General features: G+C 59.4%; 16 protein-coding genes and 1 pseudogene. 9 read left to right on the forward strand and 8 right to left on the reverse strand.

The features are described from left to right. Positions 1–123: pseudogene (locus AACX99_RS17940) on the forward strand (IS1595 family transposase); the annotation flags it as partial. Positions 124–125: 2 nt separating this feature from the next. Here AACX99_RS17940 and nfi read toward each other — a convergent pair. Next, positions 126–839: a deoxyribonuclease V gene (gene nfi, locus AACX99_RS17945; RefSeq protein WP_339413793.1), complete on the reverse strand. Its 714-nt coding sequence runs from the start codon at positions 837–839 to the stop codon at positions 126–128. A gap of 84 nt (positions 840–923) precedes the next feature. Continuing rightward, positions 924–2,060: an acyl-CoA dehydrogenase family protein gene (locus AACX99_RS17950; protein WP_339413794.1), complete on the reverse strand. Its 1,137-nt coding sequence runs from the start codon at positions 2,058–2,060 to the stop codon at positions 924–926. Positions 2,061–2,300: 240 nt separating this feature from the next. On the opposite strand from AACX99_RS17950, the gene AACX99_RS17955 reads away from it, so the two are divergent. Both AACX99_RS17955 and AACX99_RS17960 read left to right on the forward strand, forming a co-directional pair. Further along, positions 2,301–3,206: a GlxA family transcriptional regulator gene (locus AACX99_RS17955; RefSeq protein WP_178124382.1), complete on the forward strand. Its 906-nt coding sequence runs from the start codon at positions 2,301–2,303 to the stop codon at positions 3,204–3,206. Positions 3,207–3,325: 119 nt separating this feature from the next. Next, entirely contained in the window at positions 3,326–4,291 is a 966-nt protein-coding gene (locus AACX99_RS17960; protein WP_339413795.1) for a hypothetical protein, read from the forward strand. Between the two features lie 60 nt (positions 4,292–4,351). Here the strand turns inward: AACX99_RS17960 and AACX99_RS17965 are convergent, their stop codons facing one another. From AACX99_RS17965 to AACX99_RS17975, 3 genes are all read right to left on the reverse strand, one after another. Then, a complete protein-coding gene (locus AACX99_RS17965; protein ID WP_339413796.1) occupies positions 4,352–4,528 on the reverse strand; it encodes a DUF6435 family protein in 177 nt (58 codons plus the stop codon). Between the two features lie 104 nt (positions 4,529–4,632). Continuing rightward, entirely contained in the window at positions 4,633–5,259 is a 627-nt protein-coding gene (locus AACX99_RS17970) for a 3'-5' exonuclease (RefSeq protein WP_339413797.1), read from the reverse strand. 3 nt (positions 5,260–5,262) lie between these two features. Then, entirely contained in the window at positions 5,263–5,742 is a 480-nt protein-coding gene (locus AACX99_RS17975; protein ID WP_108489414.1) for an NYN domain-containing protein, read from the reverse strand. A gap of 90 nt (positions 5,743–5,832) precedes the next feature. On the opposite strand from AACX99_RS17975, the gene AACX99_RS17980 reads away from it, so the two are divergent. The 3 genes from AACX99_RS17980 to AACX99_RS17990 are packed head-to-tail and all read left to right on the forward strand — an operon-like array spanning position 5,833 to position 7,580. Further along, a complete protein-coding gene (locus AACX99_RS17980; RefSeq protein ID WP_339413798.1) occupies positions 5,833–6,417 on the forward strand; it encodes a cysteine hydrolase family protein in 585 nt (194 codons plus the stop codon). A gap of 34 nt (positions 6,418–6,451) precedes the next feature. After that, on the forward strand, positions 6,452–7,114 hold the full coding sequence (locus AACX99_RS17985) for a YciC family protein (RefSeq protein ID WP_339413799.1): 663 nt from the start codon (positions 6,452–6,454) through the stop codon (positions 7,112–7,114). A gap of 31 nt (positions 7,115–7,145) precedes the next feature. After that, complete coding sequence (locus tag AACX99_RS17990; RefSeq protein WP_090249171.1) at positions 7,146–7,580, forward strand: VOC family protein; 435 nt, start codon at positions 7,146–7,148, stop codon at positions 7,578–7,580. Positions 7,581–7,599: 19 nt separating this feature from the next. On the opposite strand, the gene AACX99_RS17995 is transcribed toward AACX99_RS17990, so the two are convergent. Genes AACX99_RS17995 through AACX99_RS18005 form a run of 3 tightly spaced genes read right to left on the reverse strand, consistent with a single transcriptional unit; the run spans position 7,600 to position 9,467 of the window. Beyond that, positions 7,600–8,346 (reverse strand): substrate-binding periplasmic protein, encoded by a 747-nt coding sequence (locus tag AACX99_RS17995; RefSeq protein ID WP_339413800.1) that lies wholly within the window; start codon positions 8,344–8,346, stop codon positions 7,600–7,602. Beyond that, positions 8,346–9,191, reverse strand: a complete 846-nt coding sequence (locus AACX99_RS18000) for an SDR family oxidoreductase (RefSeq protein WP_339413801.1) — start codon at positions 9,189–9,191, stop codon at positions 8,346–8,348. Before AACX99_RS18000 ends, AACX99_RS17995 begins: the two co-directional genes overlap by 1 nt. 36 nt (positions 9,192–9,227) lie before the next feature. Beyond that, the gene (locus AACX99_RS18005) at positions 9,228–9,467 is read right to left on the reverse strand and encodes a CDGSH iron-sulfur domain-containing protein (protein ID WP_339413802.1); all 240 of its coding nucleotides are present in this window, start codon (positions 9,465–9,467) and stop codon (positions 9,228–9,230) included. A gap of 100 nt (positions 9,468–9,567) precedes the next feature. Here AACX99_RS18005 and AACX99_RS18010 point away from each other — a divergent pair, with 100 nt between their 5' ends. The 3 genes from AACX99_RS18010 (at position 9,568) to drt4 (ending at position 13,721) form a co-directional block, all read left to right on the forward strand. Further along, positions 9,568–10,659 carry an endonuclease/exonuclease/phosphatase family protein gene (locus tag AACX99_RS18010; protein ID WP_339413803.1) on the forward strand — a complete coding sequence of 364 codons (1,092 nt, stop codon included), beginning with the start codon at positions 9,568–9,570 and terminating at the stop codon, positions 10,657–10,659. Between the two features lie 109 nt (positions 10,660–10,768). Then, positions 10,769–11,512: a substrate-binding periplasmic protein gene (locus AACX99_RS18015; protein ID WP_339413804.1), complete on the forward strand. Its 744-nt coding sequence runs from the start codon at positions 10,769–10,771 to the stop codon at positions 11,510–11,512. A 559-nt stretch (positions 11,513–12,071) separates the two neighbouring features. Then, positions 12,072–13,721, forward strand: coding sequence for an antiviral reverse transcriptase Drt4 (gene drt4, locus AACX99_RS18020; RefSeq protein ID WP_339413805.1), 1,650 nt, complete (start codon positions 12,072–12,074; stop codon positions 13,719–13,721). Positions 13,722–13,864 lie beyond the last annotated feature (143 nt).

A 13,864-nucleotide genomic window follows, 5' to 3' on the forward strand; every position in this document is an offset into this window, starting at 1 on the left:
CGCTACCTCCCGAACTACCTGGGCTGGCGCCGCATGCTTGAACGCTATCAGCAGCGTATTCAGCCCGTTCACTGTATCCAGGAGGCGGTTGGTCGGACCATGCAACACGCGATTGGGACATAGCCTTAAAAAAGCGGCGCTTGATCGCGTCTGGCGTCGCGCCGCGATGCCAGACGATCAGCCAAGCGCGTGGGCTCCGGCAGACGATGACGCCTTACGCAGGCCATCGTCAGTTCCACGGCACTTTCAAGGCTGACTCGATTGCCGGGCGAGACTATCAGCGGACGCACCGCATCCTTGCTACGCAGCACCCAGCCAATTGCAGAATCACGCCGATCCAGCAAAGGCACTCGCGCGCCCCGCTGCTGGGACAATTCTGCATGAGTTCCGGTAAGAACCTTTTTCGCCACGCCGATGGTGGGCAGGCCACTGACTACACCGAGGTGGGCAGCGATACCCAAACCTCGCGGATGGGCAATGCCATGGCCATCGACGAAGATCAGACCAGGCTCTTGAGGCAACCCGGCCAACGCGCTAAGCAATGCGGGCAACTCGCGAAACGACAATAAGCCAGGCACGTAGGGCATGCTTGTGGGGATGCGCGCGACAGACTCGGCCAGCGGCTCGAGACTCTCGGCATCCAGCAGAACCGCCGCCGCACGCGTGATTGCGCCGCCCTCTTCGAAGCCGACATCCACACCCGCGATTACGCGCAACGGCGGGTAATCGTCCTCCAGCTTTACCTGCGCGGCCAAATGCTTTTGCATCTCGCGGGCCGCAGCAGCACTGCCATCCCAACCTGAAAATGGCGCAGCAACAAGCTCAGAAAGCGATGCCATAACAGTCTCCAGACGTTTTCGTCTTGGAGCGCTGGCACCGCGCCCAAGTTCGCCCAATCGTTATCGCATAGCCGCGAAGCGCTCCTACAGCGAGCGGGCGATGATCTCTTTCATGATCTCGTTGGTACCAGCGTAGATGCGCTGCACCCGCGCATCGGCCCAGGCGCGCGCCACCGGGTATTCCCACATATAGCCGTAGCCGCCGTGCAGCTGCACGCACTCATCCAGCACCTTGCACTGCAGGTCGGTGCCCCAGTACTTGAGCATGGCCGCAGTCGGCACATCCAGCTTGCCCTGCAGATGCAGCTCCAGGCAGCGGTCGACAAACACCCGGCCGATCTGAATTTCCGTGGCCATTTCTGCCAGCTTGAAGCGGGTGTTCTGGAAATCACCAATCGGCTTGCCGAACGCCTTGCGCTCGCGGGTGTACTCCAGTGTCCACTGCAGCGCCGCCTCGGCCGAGGACAAGGCACCGATACCCACAGTCAGTCGTTCCTGTGGCAGCTCCTGCATCAGGTAGGCGAAGCCCATGCCGGCCTGGCCCAGCAGGTTTTCCTTGGGCACGCGCACGTCCTGAAAGAACAGTTCGGAGGTGTCCTGCGCCTTCATACCGACCTTTTCCAAACGCTTGCCCTTGGAGAAACCTGGCGTATTGGCTTCAACCAAAAACAGGCTAGTGCCCTTGGCCCCGGCTTTCGGATCGGTCTTGGCCACCACAATCACCAGATCGGCGAGAAAGCCGTTGGTGATAAAGGTCTTCGAGCCGTTGATCACATACTCATCGCCATCCAACACGGCGGTGGTTTTCACGCCCTGCAGGTCGGAACCGGCGCCCGGCTCGGTCATGGCGATGGCGGTGACCATCTCACCGGACACCAGTTTGGGCAGGTAATGCTGTTTCTGCGCTTCGCTGCCGTAATGCAGGATGTAGGGCGCGACGATGTCCGAATGCAGGGAGAAACCGATGCCGGTCAGTCCCAGACGCCCCACTTCCTCGATCACCACAGTGCTGTAAAGGAAGTCCGCGTCCATACCGCCGTACTCTTCCGGAAGATGCGAACAGAGCATCCCCGCCTCCCCCGCCTTGTTCCACAGCGCGCGGTCAATGTGGCCATCCTTCTCCCACTGCTGATGGAAAGGCACGGCTTCCTGCTCAAGGAACTTGCGCACGCTGTCGCGAAACTGTTCGTGCTCGGAGCTGAAAATCGTTCTGGGGATCATGGCAACACCTGCTTGATAGAGCGGTTTTAAAGTGGCCTCGACTTTAGCCAAGCAAACGCTTGGTCACACTGGACACAAGCGCCAAAAAATAAGACGATCCAGCCAGCTCATGACCACTTAGCCTTAATAAGAACAATATCTATGCCTATTCAGTCACCAGCGCCGCTGCACCGCGTCAGCATTCTTGCAACCGAAGGAGTGTTCGCCTCGACCCTGATGCAGGCCAAGGACTTCTTCCACATGGCCAGCCTGCGCTACGGCAAACAGCAGGGTCTGGGCCTGACGCCGACCTTCGAAATCCACCTGGTCAGCCCGGACGGCCAGCCGGTGCGCAGTTTCAGTGACGTGCTGATTCCGGTCGATGGCGCCCTGGAAGATGCCGACGTGATCATCCTGCCGGCTTTTTGGGACGACTTCGACGCGCTGTGCCAGCGCCACCCACAAGTGCTCAGCTGGCTGAAACAGCGCCACGCCGCTGGCAGCGCGATTTGCGGCGAAGCCACCGGAGTGTTCTGGATGGCCCAGGCTGGCCTGCTTGATGGTAAGGAAGCGACCACCTACTGGCGCTTCTTCAACGAGTTCGCCGAGCGCTTCCCCAAGGTGCTGCTCAATCAGGAAAAGCACCTGTCAGATGCTGACAATCTCTACTGCGCCGGCGGCGTGACCTCGGCCTGCGACCTTTACATTTACCTGATCGAACGTTTCTGCGGCGCCAGCGTGGCCCAGGGAGTAGCCCGCGATATCCTCTATGAAGTGCAGCGCAACTACGCCCCAGGCCGCATCGGCTTTGGCGGCCAGAAGCTGCACCACGACATGACCATCCTGCAGATCCAGCAATGGCTGGAAGATCACTTTGCCGACAAGTTCCGCTTCGAGGACGTGGCGCGCGAACACGGCATGAGCATCCGCAATTTTATGCGCCGCTTCCAGACCGCCACTGGCGATAAACCGCTGCACTACCTGCAGCGCTTGCGCATTGAAACCGCCAAGGGGCTGCTTAGCGCCACCCGCAAAAGCATCAAGACCATCAGCTATGAAGTGGGTTACGACGATGCCAGCTTCTTCGCCCGACTGTTTCGTCAGCACACGGAACTGTCACCCAATCAGTACCGCCGCCAGTTCCAGCACAAGGACAGCCATGCTTAAGGTCGGCACGGACGCGCACTCAACGACCTGAAAAATCGCGCAACTCATCCTTGGATGGGTGGGCCGCGACCGGCAGCGCTTTATCATCGACGCATACCTACAACAATCAGGTCACCGTCATGCGCCGCACATTGATTGCCTTACTTGCCGCCTGCAGCTTCAGCGCTGTCGCCGCCGATAACTGGAAGCCCTTCCCCTACGACCAGAGCGCCTACGACTATTCGGGCGACAAACTGCGCCAGGCCTGGCCGCAACTGACCCGCGGCTTTGGCGCCGACTACCCCTTCCCCGATGCCGACTGGGTGGTGACCATGGCCACGCGTCATCCCCTGGCGCTGGAAAAGACCGTGCTGACCAATACCGGTTTTACCGGAAAACCGGAAGAGGCTGAGCTCTACGCAGCCAAACTGCAGGACGTCTGGCGCTTGATGTTCCGTGGTGACTTCGCCGAAGCGAAGAAGCAAGGCCTTGCCCTGGGCGTCGGCGGGCAGATTCCAGCGATGTTCGCTCAGGTGGTCTACGCCATGTTTCTGGTGCCCGAGCAGGCCGAGAAGCACAAACTGCTGGAAGAGGTGATCACCTACACCGACCAGGCCGGCGAATTGGTGCAGGCGGATACCGTTGCGCAATTCGGCCGGGTTTACGCCAAGGCGCGTCTGGGCGAAGAGCTGTCGGTGCCGGTGGTACTCAAGCGCGGCTATACCTCGCAGATACCAGAAGAGCTGAAAGCCCTACTGGCCAAACAACCGAACCAACCCTTCGCCCTGGCCCTGTATGGCGGCTATGAGGCTGGCGTGATCCGCAAAGTCGGCAAGATGGTCGGGCGCATGACCTACGGTGTCAGCGCCGACAATATGGAGAAGTACTTCAGCCGCAGCTTCAAAGCCCAGGACAACCTGCCCATCGGCCATTACGAATACGCCAACGCCCTGACCTACGTGTACGGCGACGATGAACAGGCCAAGGCGCTGCAACACCTCAAGCGCGCTGTGGCAATCAAGCCGATCAACGCCATGGAAGCTCTGGAAGTGGCCCATGCGCAGAAGATGCTCGCCCAGTACGAGCAGAAGCTGGCGAACAACTGAGTCCAGCTGAAACGCAAAAAAGGCTGCCTGCGGGCAGCCTTCTCATCTTGCATTGGCAAATTATTGCTTAGCTCGCTCTAGGGGCTCCAACTGCGCCCACAACGCCTGTGCTTCTTCCGTCAGCATGGAGTAGCTGCGAATATCGCCGTTGCGTTGCGCCTGCATCGCCTCTTCCAGCTTGGCGCTGTATTGCTTGCGTAGCCTCTTGGCGGGATCGCTTTTAAACAAACCGAACATGCTGTGTGCCTCTGTCGACAAAGAGCCCGGATAGGCGCCTATCCAGCTTAATCCAGCCACGCACCACGTTTGCGGCGCAGATGTAACAAGCTACTTAAACGCCGTCATCCAAACGCGTGATCGCGGATTTTCTGCAACGCCAGCGACATCTTCGCCGCCGGCACCCGCTGCAGGTTGCACAGCAGCTCATGGGAAATATCGGCAATGCCGTGGCGCTCGCGCAACAGTGCCGCCATAAAGCAGGTCAGGTTGGCAGCCATTTCCGCATCAGCCAGCGCGCGGTGCGCCTTGCCGGTATCGGGCAGGCCAATCCACTGGTTGAGATTGCCCAGCTTGTGGCTCGGCGCCATCGGCAGCAGGCGGCGCGACAACAGCAGCGAGCAGGCAAACGGCTGCACGCGGCGACGGCGAATCAGCGCCAGCTCGGCGTCCCAGAACTTCTGATCGAAACTGGCGTTATGCGCCAGCAGCGGACGGTCGCCGACAAACTCCGCCACTTCCTGCATCACCTGTGCGGCAGGCGGTGCGGTGCGCAGCATGGCGTTGCTGATACCGGTGAGTTGCTCGATAAACGGCGGCACCCAGGCGCCGCTGTTCATCAGGCTTTGGTAGCGCGCAACAATTCGCCCACCCTCGACGATCACCACGCCGATTTCGGTGGCGCGCGCCTGCTGGGCCGGTGACATACCGGTGGTTTCAAAGTCGAGTACGGCGATGGAATCGGCAAGCATCGATCAGTTTCTCAACAGCAGTGCGCCGTCAATCGGCACATAGCGACTGGCCGCACGCACCAGCGATTGCGCGGTCAGCCCCGGCACGCCATAGGCCACCGCCTCGACGCCATAACTGCCGCGAATCTTGTCCAGCAGCAGGTCGAAGTCGCCATCGCCGGAGGCCAGCACCACTTCGTCGACCCGCGGCGCGGCGTCCATGATGTCGATGGTGATACCGACATCCCAATCGCCCTTGGCCGAGCCGTCGCTGCGCTGGATAAAGGGTTTGAGTTTTACGGTAAAACCGAGGTTGCGCAGGATCTGCTGAAACTGCTGCTGCTTTTGATCACCGCGATCAATGGCGTAGGCGTAGGCTTCGACAATCTGCCCATGCTGGCTGATATCGGCCCAAAGTGCGGCGTAGTTGAAATGACAACCATAGGCCTGGCGCACGGTGTAATAGAGGTTCTGTACATCGGCGAATACGGCGATCTTCTTCACCGGTAATCCTCATCATGCGGCTGACGGGCAGAAAGCCCTCAGGTTAAAGTCAGCGCGCAGTATGCCAGCCCACAGCCATGGACGGTCGAAATGCATCCAAGCCCCGCCAATACGCCAGAAACCCCAGCACTGCTGATTATCGATATGCAGCAAGGCATCCAGCGCGTCAGTACACCGCGTAACAACCCTGGTGCCGAAGCCTGCATCGCCCAGTTGCTTGACTACTGGCGTAGTGCGGGCCTGCCGCTGGTGCATATCCGCCATATTTCCCGTCAGGCCGACTCGGTGTTTGCGCCCGGGCAAAGCGGTGCGCTCTTCCAGCCCGCGCTGGCGCCACGGGCTACCGAGCAGGTGTTCGAAAAGAACGTGACGGACGCCTTTACCCATAGCGGCCTTGAGCGCTGGCTACATGCCCGCGCTATCCGTCGCCTGGTGATAGTCGGGGGGGCCAGTGAGAATTCGGTCGAAGCCACCGCACGCAGCGCCAGCAATCTGGGCTTTATCACCCAAGTGGTGGCGGATGCTTGCTACACCTTCGACAAGACCGACTACTACGGGCAGCTGCGTAGTGCCGATGAAGTGCACGCCATGGCCATGGCGAACTTGCGCGATGAATATGCCGAAGTGCTTACCAGCAAGGAGCTGCTTGGCGCGTTATTGGGAACGGCCTGCTAGAGTGCGAGCCTGAGTTCGAGCCCGACCTGCCCCCATGAATATGCTCTCCGCTTTGCGCGACTCCTGGTATTTCTTCAGCCACAACCTGGCGGCGATTGCCCGCCTGTGCCTGCCGCTGATCGTCCTCGAAGGCTTGTTGCTGCAGCAGGTCACCAGCCTGGTGGCCGCCGAATCCGCCACCCTCTGGCGCCTGCTCGCCGGCCTGCTGTTCTACCCGCTGTACAGCGCAGCGCTGATAGTGTTTCTCGATGCACGCAGCCAAGGCCTGCAGCCGTGCGCTCGCGATCTGCTGGCCGCCAGCCTACGACTGTGGCCAAGTTTTGCCCTGCTGGCGGGGCTCAATACGTTGGCGATTCTGCTCGGCGCATCGTTGTTCGTGCTGCCGGGAATCTGGCTGATGGTCAAACTGGCGTTTGCCGAATACCTGCTGGTGTTGCGCGGTCTGAGCCCGATGAAGGCGCTGCACGAGAGTTTCCAACTGAGCAGCGGTTACTTCTGGCCCATGCTCGGCTGCATCCTGATTGTCATGCTGCCGCTGTGGCTGCTCGACGGCTGGAGCCACTCCAGCGAGACCTTCGCCGACAACGCCCTGGCCAGCCTGCTGCTGGACTGCGCAAGTCGCTTTTTACAACTATTCTCAAGCGTAGTGCTGTTTCGTCTATTTATGCTGCGCAGCGCCCAGCCCGAAGTCGAGTGAACGCCAGCGACCACCCAAGGAGGACAGGCCCATGGCTGACGCCAACCCCAGCATCCTTTCGCATATCTCCATCGGCACCAATCAGTTCGACAAGGCCACCGCCTTCTACGATCAGGTCCTCGCCACCCTCGGTTGCAAACGCGTACTCGCCCACCCTGGCGCCGTCGCCTATGGCCGCGAATACCCGGAGTTCTGGGTGCAGACGCCGATCAACGGCAAACCGGCAAGCATCGGCAATGGCAGCCACTTCGGCTTTGTCGCGTCGAACAAGGCCGCCGTGCACGACTTCTACCAGGCCGCCCTGGAAGCTGGCGCCAGCGATGAAGGCGCCCCCGGCCCACGCGCAGAATATGGCGAACCCTATTACGGCTGCTTTGTCCGCGACCTCGACGGACACAAGATCGAAGCGGCGTTTTGGGACCTGGAAATGATCTACGAGGTGTATATCGAGCCGCACGAGCACTGATGGCTAACGGCGGTGCAGCTCAAGGCGCGGCGGACTGATAACGCTGCGCCGCCTTGGCAATCCAGCCTTCGGCCTGCATCTGCGCCAGGGCCTCGCTTACCTGCTGATACTGCGCCTGCAAGCCGCGCTGGCGGGAGAAGCCGATATACAAGTCGGTACGCGCCTCGGGCTGAAAGGCCGCCTTGGCGATACGGCCATTCCAGCGCGCATCGCGCAATTCATAGTCGACCTGGCAATCGGTGCCGATCACCGTTTGCAGGCGTCCGCGCACCAGCATTTCCAACAACTGGTTCTCCGTGTTGACCGCGGTTTTGCGCAGCTGCTGATCCGAATCAAACGGCTCGAAATACGCCGACTCCAGCACATGGCCAATCGTCAGACTGGCCAACTGGTTGTAGCGCTGCAGCGCCTTGGCCTGTGCGGGGGCCGCATAGAAACGCGGTGCACAGGCGTAATAGGGCTGCTGCAGATAATCGATATACCCTTCCCGCTCGGGGGTTTTCGCCAGGCCGGTCATCAAGTCGGCCTTGCCGTTCTGCAACGCCGCCAAGCCGCGCGCCCAGGGCGCGCGCTGCACCTCGAAGCGCAGCCCGGTGCGCTGACTGAGCTGATCGAGCAAGTCGATATCCAAACCGCTCAGCGCGCCATCACCCCCTTGCATACGAAAAGGCGGCCAAATATCGGTCATCACCAACAGCGCAGGCGGCTCCTCGGCCTGCAGCGGCATCCCGAGCAACAGCAGCAGACCGAGCCATGTGTGGCGCATCAGGAACGTCCCGCACGCTGCGGCTTCAAGCCGGAAAGGCGCGGCAACAGCACCCGTTCGAACAACCGCGGGAAGAACCGCGCCAGCACCCGCGCACGCCAGTCGACATTCGACAGCACCAGCAGCCGACGGCGTTTCAAAGCGCCGTGGTAAATCGCCTCGGCGACATCCTGCGGCGAGGCCACCTTGCCCATCGCCAATGGCGGCTGCGCGGCCACCGAGCCATCGCCAACCAGGGCATTCTTGCGCAGGTCAGTGGCGGTAAAGCCGGGGCACACCAGCATCACATTGACCCCGGAGCCTTTCAGCTCGTACCGCAGGGTTTCAAACAACCCATGCAGGGCATGCTTGCTGGAGTTGTAGGCGCTGCGATAAAGCAGCGGGGCGAAGCCTGACAGCGAGCTGAGCACGATGATCTGCCCACTGCGGGCGATCAGGCTGGGTAGCGCAGCCTTGGTGCAATGCAGCGCGCCAAAATAGTTGACCGCCATGATCCGCTGGAACACCGCCAGCTCAGTGTCGGCAAAACTACTGCGGTGGGTAATACCGGCGTTGTTGACCAGCACATCGATACCGCCGAAACGCTCGACGGTCAGCGCCATCGCCCGCTCCACCGCCGAGGCATCAGCCACATCGCAGAGCACGCCAAGGGCCTCGGCGTTGTGGTGATCGGCCAGATGCTGCACCAGGCTGTCGAGCGCCTGCTGCTGCAGATCAAAAATCACCAGCCGCGCCCCCGCCTGCGCCAAACGCATGGCCAGCGCCCGACCGATGCCGGCGCAGCCGCCCGTAATCACCACAACCTTGCGGTCGAATACCTTGTTGGCAAACACCTTGCGGTACATAACCTGTCCCCGACCCAGTTACTGCAAAAGCCGTTACTACAACCTGTTATGGCTCCCATCGCAACAGGGCGGCGTCTGCGTGTGCTTGCAGCCACAGAAGTACAGAGTAGCGTCCTTGTCTGCGTGGTATTTCAACGGGGTAAAACCGCTGCCTTTATGCTGCCCATCGCAGAAGGGCTGTGCGGCGCTGCGTCCGCAGCGGCACCAGAAGTAGTCGTTGCCGGCCGTGACCGCAACCGCATAGGGGCTGCGCTGGGCAATTGTTGGGGTATTCATGCGACCTCCTGAAGCACCCGCGCAAGGCCTGCAACATCGGCATCGCCCCGCATCTCCGGTATGCTCCCTCAGCATAGTTCACCCGCCGGCGACCCTGTTTATGCCCCCGCCTCGACTCCTGCGCCTTTCCCTGCTCAGCCTGGCCAGCCTGTTCTGCGTGCTGGGCGCGCTGATCTACAGCCTGACCTGGCACCCGGCCGCCCGCGAAGCCGCACCCGTGAGCTGCCAGACCAATGCGCCACAGCTGCAACCGGGTCAGGCCTTGAAAGTGACGACCTGGAACATTCAATACCTGGCTGGCAAGCGCTATGTGTTCTGGTACGACCTGGCGGACGGCAGCGGCCCCGACCAGCGCCCCAGCACGGAAGACCTGGCATTTACCCTCGATGAGGTGGCGCGCATCCTGCGTGACGAGCAGCCGGATATTGTTCTGCTGCAGGAGCTGCACAACGGCGCCAAGGCCACCGACTACCAGAACCAGCTGGCACTGCTGCATGAACGCTTGAGCGACATCTACCCGTGCAGCACCCAGGCCTATTACTGGAAGGCCGCATTTGTGCCGCATCCGCAGATTCTCGGCAGCGTCGGCATGCAACTGGGCACCCTCAGCCGCTTTCAGATCGCCCGCGCCGAACGCCTGCAACTGCCGCTGATGCCCGCCAACCCGATCAGCCGCCAGTTCAACCTCAAGCGCGCCCTGCTGGTCAGCCACCTGCCCGTGCGTGGTGGCGGCGAACTGGTCGCCATCAACACTCATCTGGATGCCTTCGCTCAGGGCAATGACACCATGCAGCGCCAGGTGGCCATGACCGCCAGCCTGCTTGATCAGCTCCAGGCCGACGGCACGCCATGGGTTATCGGCGGCGACTTCAACCTGCTGCCGCCCGGCCAATACCAGCGTCTGCCCGAGAACCAGCGCAGCTGGTACAGCCCTGCTAGTGAGCTGCAACAACTGGCCGAGCGCTACCCGATGGTGCCCAACCTGGAGCAAGCCAACGGCATCGACCAGCAGCGCTGGTATACCCATTACCCCAACGACCCGACAGTACCCGGGCCGGATCGCACCCTCGACTACCTGTTCCACAGCCCACAGCTGACGCTACTCGACAGCCAGGTGCGTCAGCACGACAGCCTAGGGATTTCCGACCATCTGCCGGTGCTCGCCCGCCTGCTGCTGCCGACGCTGGACTAAGCTTTTTCAGTAAGCCACTGGACAAAGCTGCTGGCAGTTAGCCATGCTCGCTCAATGTGACACTTTCATAACGAAAAGACGGCAGATAGCCGCAGTACGTGCCCATTTGATGCCACGATTCCTCTGCCTCGTGCTGGCTGCAGCCTTCTACTGCAGCGCCAGCTTCGCCGCCCCCGCCAATGATCCACGACCATTGGTGCAGGTGGGTTATTACGAGTTTCCGCCCTACTCCTACACCGACAGCCGCGGCCGGCCCAAAGGCGCCATCCTGCAATTGAGCAAGCGCCTGCTGGAGCATGCCGGCTACCGCGCCGAGCTGCGCTCCTACCCCAGCGCGCGGCTATACAACGGCCTGCAGGATGGCAGCGTGCAAATCTGGCCGGGCGCGCCGGGCAAAGCGGAACTGCGCGAGCACACCCTGGAAACCCACACCCGGCTCGGCGAGATCGTGCTCAACCTGTATTTCCGCCGCGACACCCTGATGCCGCGCCTGCCCGAGGACCTTAAGGGCCGCGGGGTGATCACGATCAGCGGCTACACCTACTGGCAGCCGATCAACGAAATGCTCAACGACCCGCAGCTGGCCGTAGAGCAACATCGCACCGGCACCCACACCGCTGCACTGGAAATGCTCCAGCGCCGTCGCGGTGATTTTCTCCTCGACTACCAGACCCCGGTGGAGCAGGCGCGCAAACGCCTGGGCATGTCCGAGCTGCCCTATATTCAGCTGCAACGCATCCCGCTCAAGCTGATCGTCTCCAGCCATGCGCCGGGCGCCGAAGCCCTGCGTGATGCGCTGGATCGGGCCTATGCGGAACTCACGGCGGCTGGCGATGATCTGCGCCTGCCCTAACGCCTACTTGCGCGGCTTGGCCCGCGCCGTCGGTTCGGCGATCAGGGGATCATCCGGCCAGTAGTGACCAACACCACGTGAGTGTTCTACAGATTGACGCCTCGAAAGAGGCATAGAAGCTGACACAACCCAATAATGCCATTGACACCCATTGACTGTCAATACCCTACTGCCTGGATTGACACACAATCAGTGAAAATATTCCAGGATTGACACCCTAAAAACCCGCCACCCCACTGACGCCAACGAAAGATTGACACCCCTTCACCGCGATTGCTCCCAGCATTCCCGTCGTAGCCATCTCGCTTAGGCACGATTGCACCGTTTGGCTGCCCCGATGTCTCTTACATTTATAGCCGAACCATCCCTCTAATGCAGAGTTGAATACATCAAGGCTCAATTACAAAAACCATCCAAACACCCAAGTAAATCTATCGACCGCCTGGGTAACCAGAAGTATGATCACATAAGAATTCTGGCCAGCTTTATTCACCACACATATAAAGCAGGACTGCCGCGCAGTAGCGACATAGAAAGCATAAAAGGAGACATGAAGTCCGTGAAAGAATTTACCAGCCCCGCATCAAATCTTGCCATTTTCCATAGTAAAGAAAGGCATTTCTTAGAAGCTCTAACTCGCTGGAATTACTTTCCAAACCAAAAAGACTCTACCCCGGAACTCCCACCTTGCTTTTCAACCAGCCGATTTACACCTGAAGTCGCTGAAAAACTAGCCAATATACAACTCAGCAAGAATCGGACAACTTACTGGTTCGACCTAGTCGAGTTCCGGGCGACTCGCTTTAACAATGTCCCAAGAATATTAAGCCTTATCCACCCACTGGCCTACTCTAGGATTTATGCAAAGCTAAAAGAGCACAGGGAGGAAGTGACCAGACTGATGAAAGATAAGAACAGTGCTGTCACTGCCGAGCAGCACAACGATGGCCGACTTTTCATCATGAATTATGAAGACCATGAAACCAAGACGAAAAGCACTTTAGAATTAAGCTTCGCTGCGGGCTTCAGGGCGCATGCTGATGTAGCAAATTGCTTTGGCTCTATTTATACCCATTCGCTGGAATGGGCGACCCAAGGTTATGCGCAGGCAAAGGAGCGGCTTCGCGACAGAAAAGGAGAGAAGCACTGGAGCTCTGAACTCGACGCCGTGCTCCGCAATGCAAAGCGCAATGAGACTTCGGGCCTTCCCATTGGCCCTGCTTCATCAAGCATCGCTGTTGAGATCATTCTGGCTGCCGTAGACCGGGAGCTTGCCGGAAAATTCCGCTTTGTGCGGTACATTGATGACTATACAGCCTATTGCACTACTCACCTGGAAGCGCAGGACTTCATTCGCTCCCTTAATATCGCGCTCTCGCGCTACCGCTTATCGTTGAACCTCAGCAAAACAAAGATCACCGAACTACCAGAGCCATTAGTAGACTCGTGGGCTACCCAACTACACAACGCCTTGCCTTGGAAAAACGACTCAGGCGGCGCCTTAACGCTTTACACTCACGATGCAATCAACTTCTTAGATTATGCCGTCCACTTAAATAGGGCGGAGCCTGACGGCAGTGTGCTAAAACTCGCTGCCGGCCTAATTTGCCATAGAGCCCAAGGCAGTACAGCAGCAACAGTCTTCGACTATGTTTTCAACCTAAGCTGGCACTATCCGGTACTCTTGCCACTGCTTGATAAGATCGACATGACCTCAGAGTACTATGACTCAGACATAGTGGCTGAAAAACTCGACAAGATCCTCGAAGTGAATGCTTTGCACCGCCGCTCGGATGGTATGTGCTGGGCGCTGTACTACTTGAAACAACTGAAATCCCAGCCTTCTGCCGAAAACGTTGATCTAGTGATCCAAAGCGGAGACGCCGCTGCGATTACACTATTGAGCGGCTTCGAAGCTGGCGTAGATGCTGCTGTAGCCTATGCGAACGAGTTGATTAAAAACAGCACACTTTATGAACTCGACCAGTATTGGATACTGCTCTATCAGCTCTTCTTCCACGATAGAATCGACAACCCTTATGAGGCCGAACCAACTTTCGAAATATTGAAGAAGTACGACGTCCAGTTCGTAGACCCTCCAGCATCTCAATCCAAAGCCGAAGATTATTGCTTCCACCTCTCACATCCCTTTATCAAGAAGGAGGACAGGCTTAGTTTTCAGGCCTACTTGGAAAAGCACAAAGAATAGGATTGCCAAGCCCCATGAGCATTCACTGACAACTCCAGAGCTCATGATCGCCGGGGCCACTCCCTCAGTGGCCGCGTCGCGACGCGGAGCTCTGGAGTAAACACGCCGTAACTGCCCCCACGCCAGCCAGCCCGTGCACCAAT

Origin of the sequence: Pseudomonas sp. EA_35y_Pfl2_R5, from assembly GCF_963970805.1 — a bacterium.
In the GTDB taxonomy this organism is placed as follows: domain Bacteria; phylum Pseudomonadota; class Gammaproteobacteria; order Pseudomonadales; family Pseudomonadaceae; genus Aquipseudomonas.

Bases quoted from the DNA above. Each gene is read 5' to 3' on its own strand.
- nfi (WP_339413793.1), bottom strand. From the start codon at position 839: ATGGCATCGCTTTCTGAGCTTGTTGCTGCGCCATTTTCAGGTTGGGAT.
- AACX99_RS17980 (WP_339413798.1), top strand. From the start codon at position 5,833: ATGCATCCAAGCCCCGCCAATACGCCAGAAACCCCAGCACTGCTGATT.
- AACX99_RS17970 (WP_339413797.1), bottom strand. From the start codon at position 5,259: ATGCTTGCCGATTCCATCGCCGTACTCGACTTTGAAACCACCGGTATG.
- AACX99_RS17955 (WP_178124382.1), top strand. From the start codon at position 2,301: ATGGCCAGCCTGCGCTACGGCAAACAGCAGGGTCTGGGCCTGACGCCG.
- AACX99_RS18010 (WP_339413803.1), top strand. From the start codon at position 9,568: ATGCCCCCGCCTCGACTCCTGCGCCTTTCCCTGCTCAGCCTGGCCAGC.
- AACX99_RS17965 (WP_339413796.1), bottom strand. From the start codon at position 4,528: ATGTTCGGTTTGTTTAAAAGCGATCCCGCCAAGAGGCTACGCAAGCAA.
- AACX99_RS17960 (WP_339413795.1), top strand. From the start codon at position 3,326: ATGCGCCGCACATTGATTGCCTTACTTGCCGCCTGCAGCTTCAGCGCT.
- AACX99_RS18005 (WP_339413802.1), bottom strand. From the start codon at position 9,467: ATGAATACCCCAACAATTGCCCAGCGCAGCCCCTATGCGGTTGCGGTC.
- AACX99_RS17950 (WP_339413794.1), bottom strand. From the start codon at position 2,060: ATGATCCCCAGAACGATTTTCAGCTCCGAGCACGAACAGTTTCGCGAC.
- AACX99_RS18015 (WP_339413804.1), top strand. From the start codon at position 10,769: ATGCCACGATTCCTCTGCCTCGTGCTGGCTGCAGCCTTCTACTGCAGC.
- AACX99_RS17985 (WP_339413799.1), top strand. From the start codon at position 6,452: ATGAATATGCTCTCCGCTTTGCGCGACTCCTGGTATTTCTTCAGCCAC.
- AACX99_RS17995 (WP_339413800.1), bottom strand. From the start codon at position 8,346: ATGCGCCACACATGGCTCGGTCTGCTGCTGTTGCTCGGGATGCCGCTG.
- AACX99_RS18000 (WP_339413801.1), bottom strand. From the start codon at position 9,191: ATGTACCGCAAGGTGTTTGCCAACAAGGTATTCGACCGCAAGGTTGTG.
- AACX99_RS17990 (WP_090249171.1), top strand. From the start codon at position 7,146: ATGGCTGACGCCAACCCCAGCATCCTTTCGCATATCTCCATCGGCACC.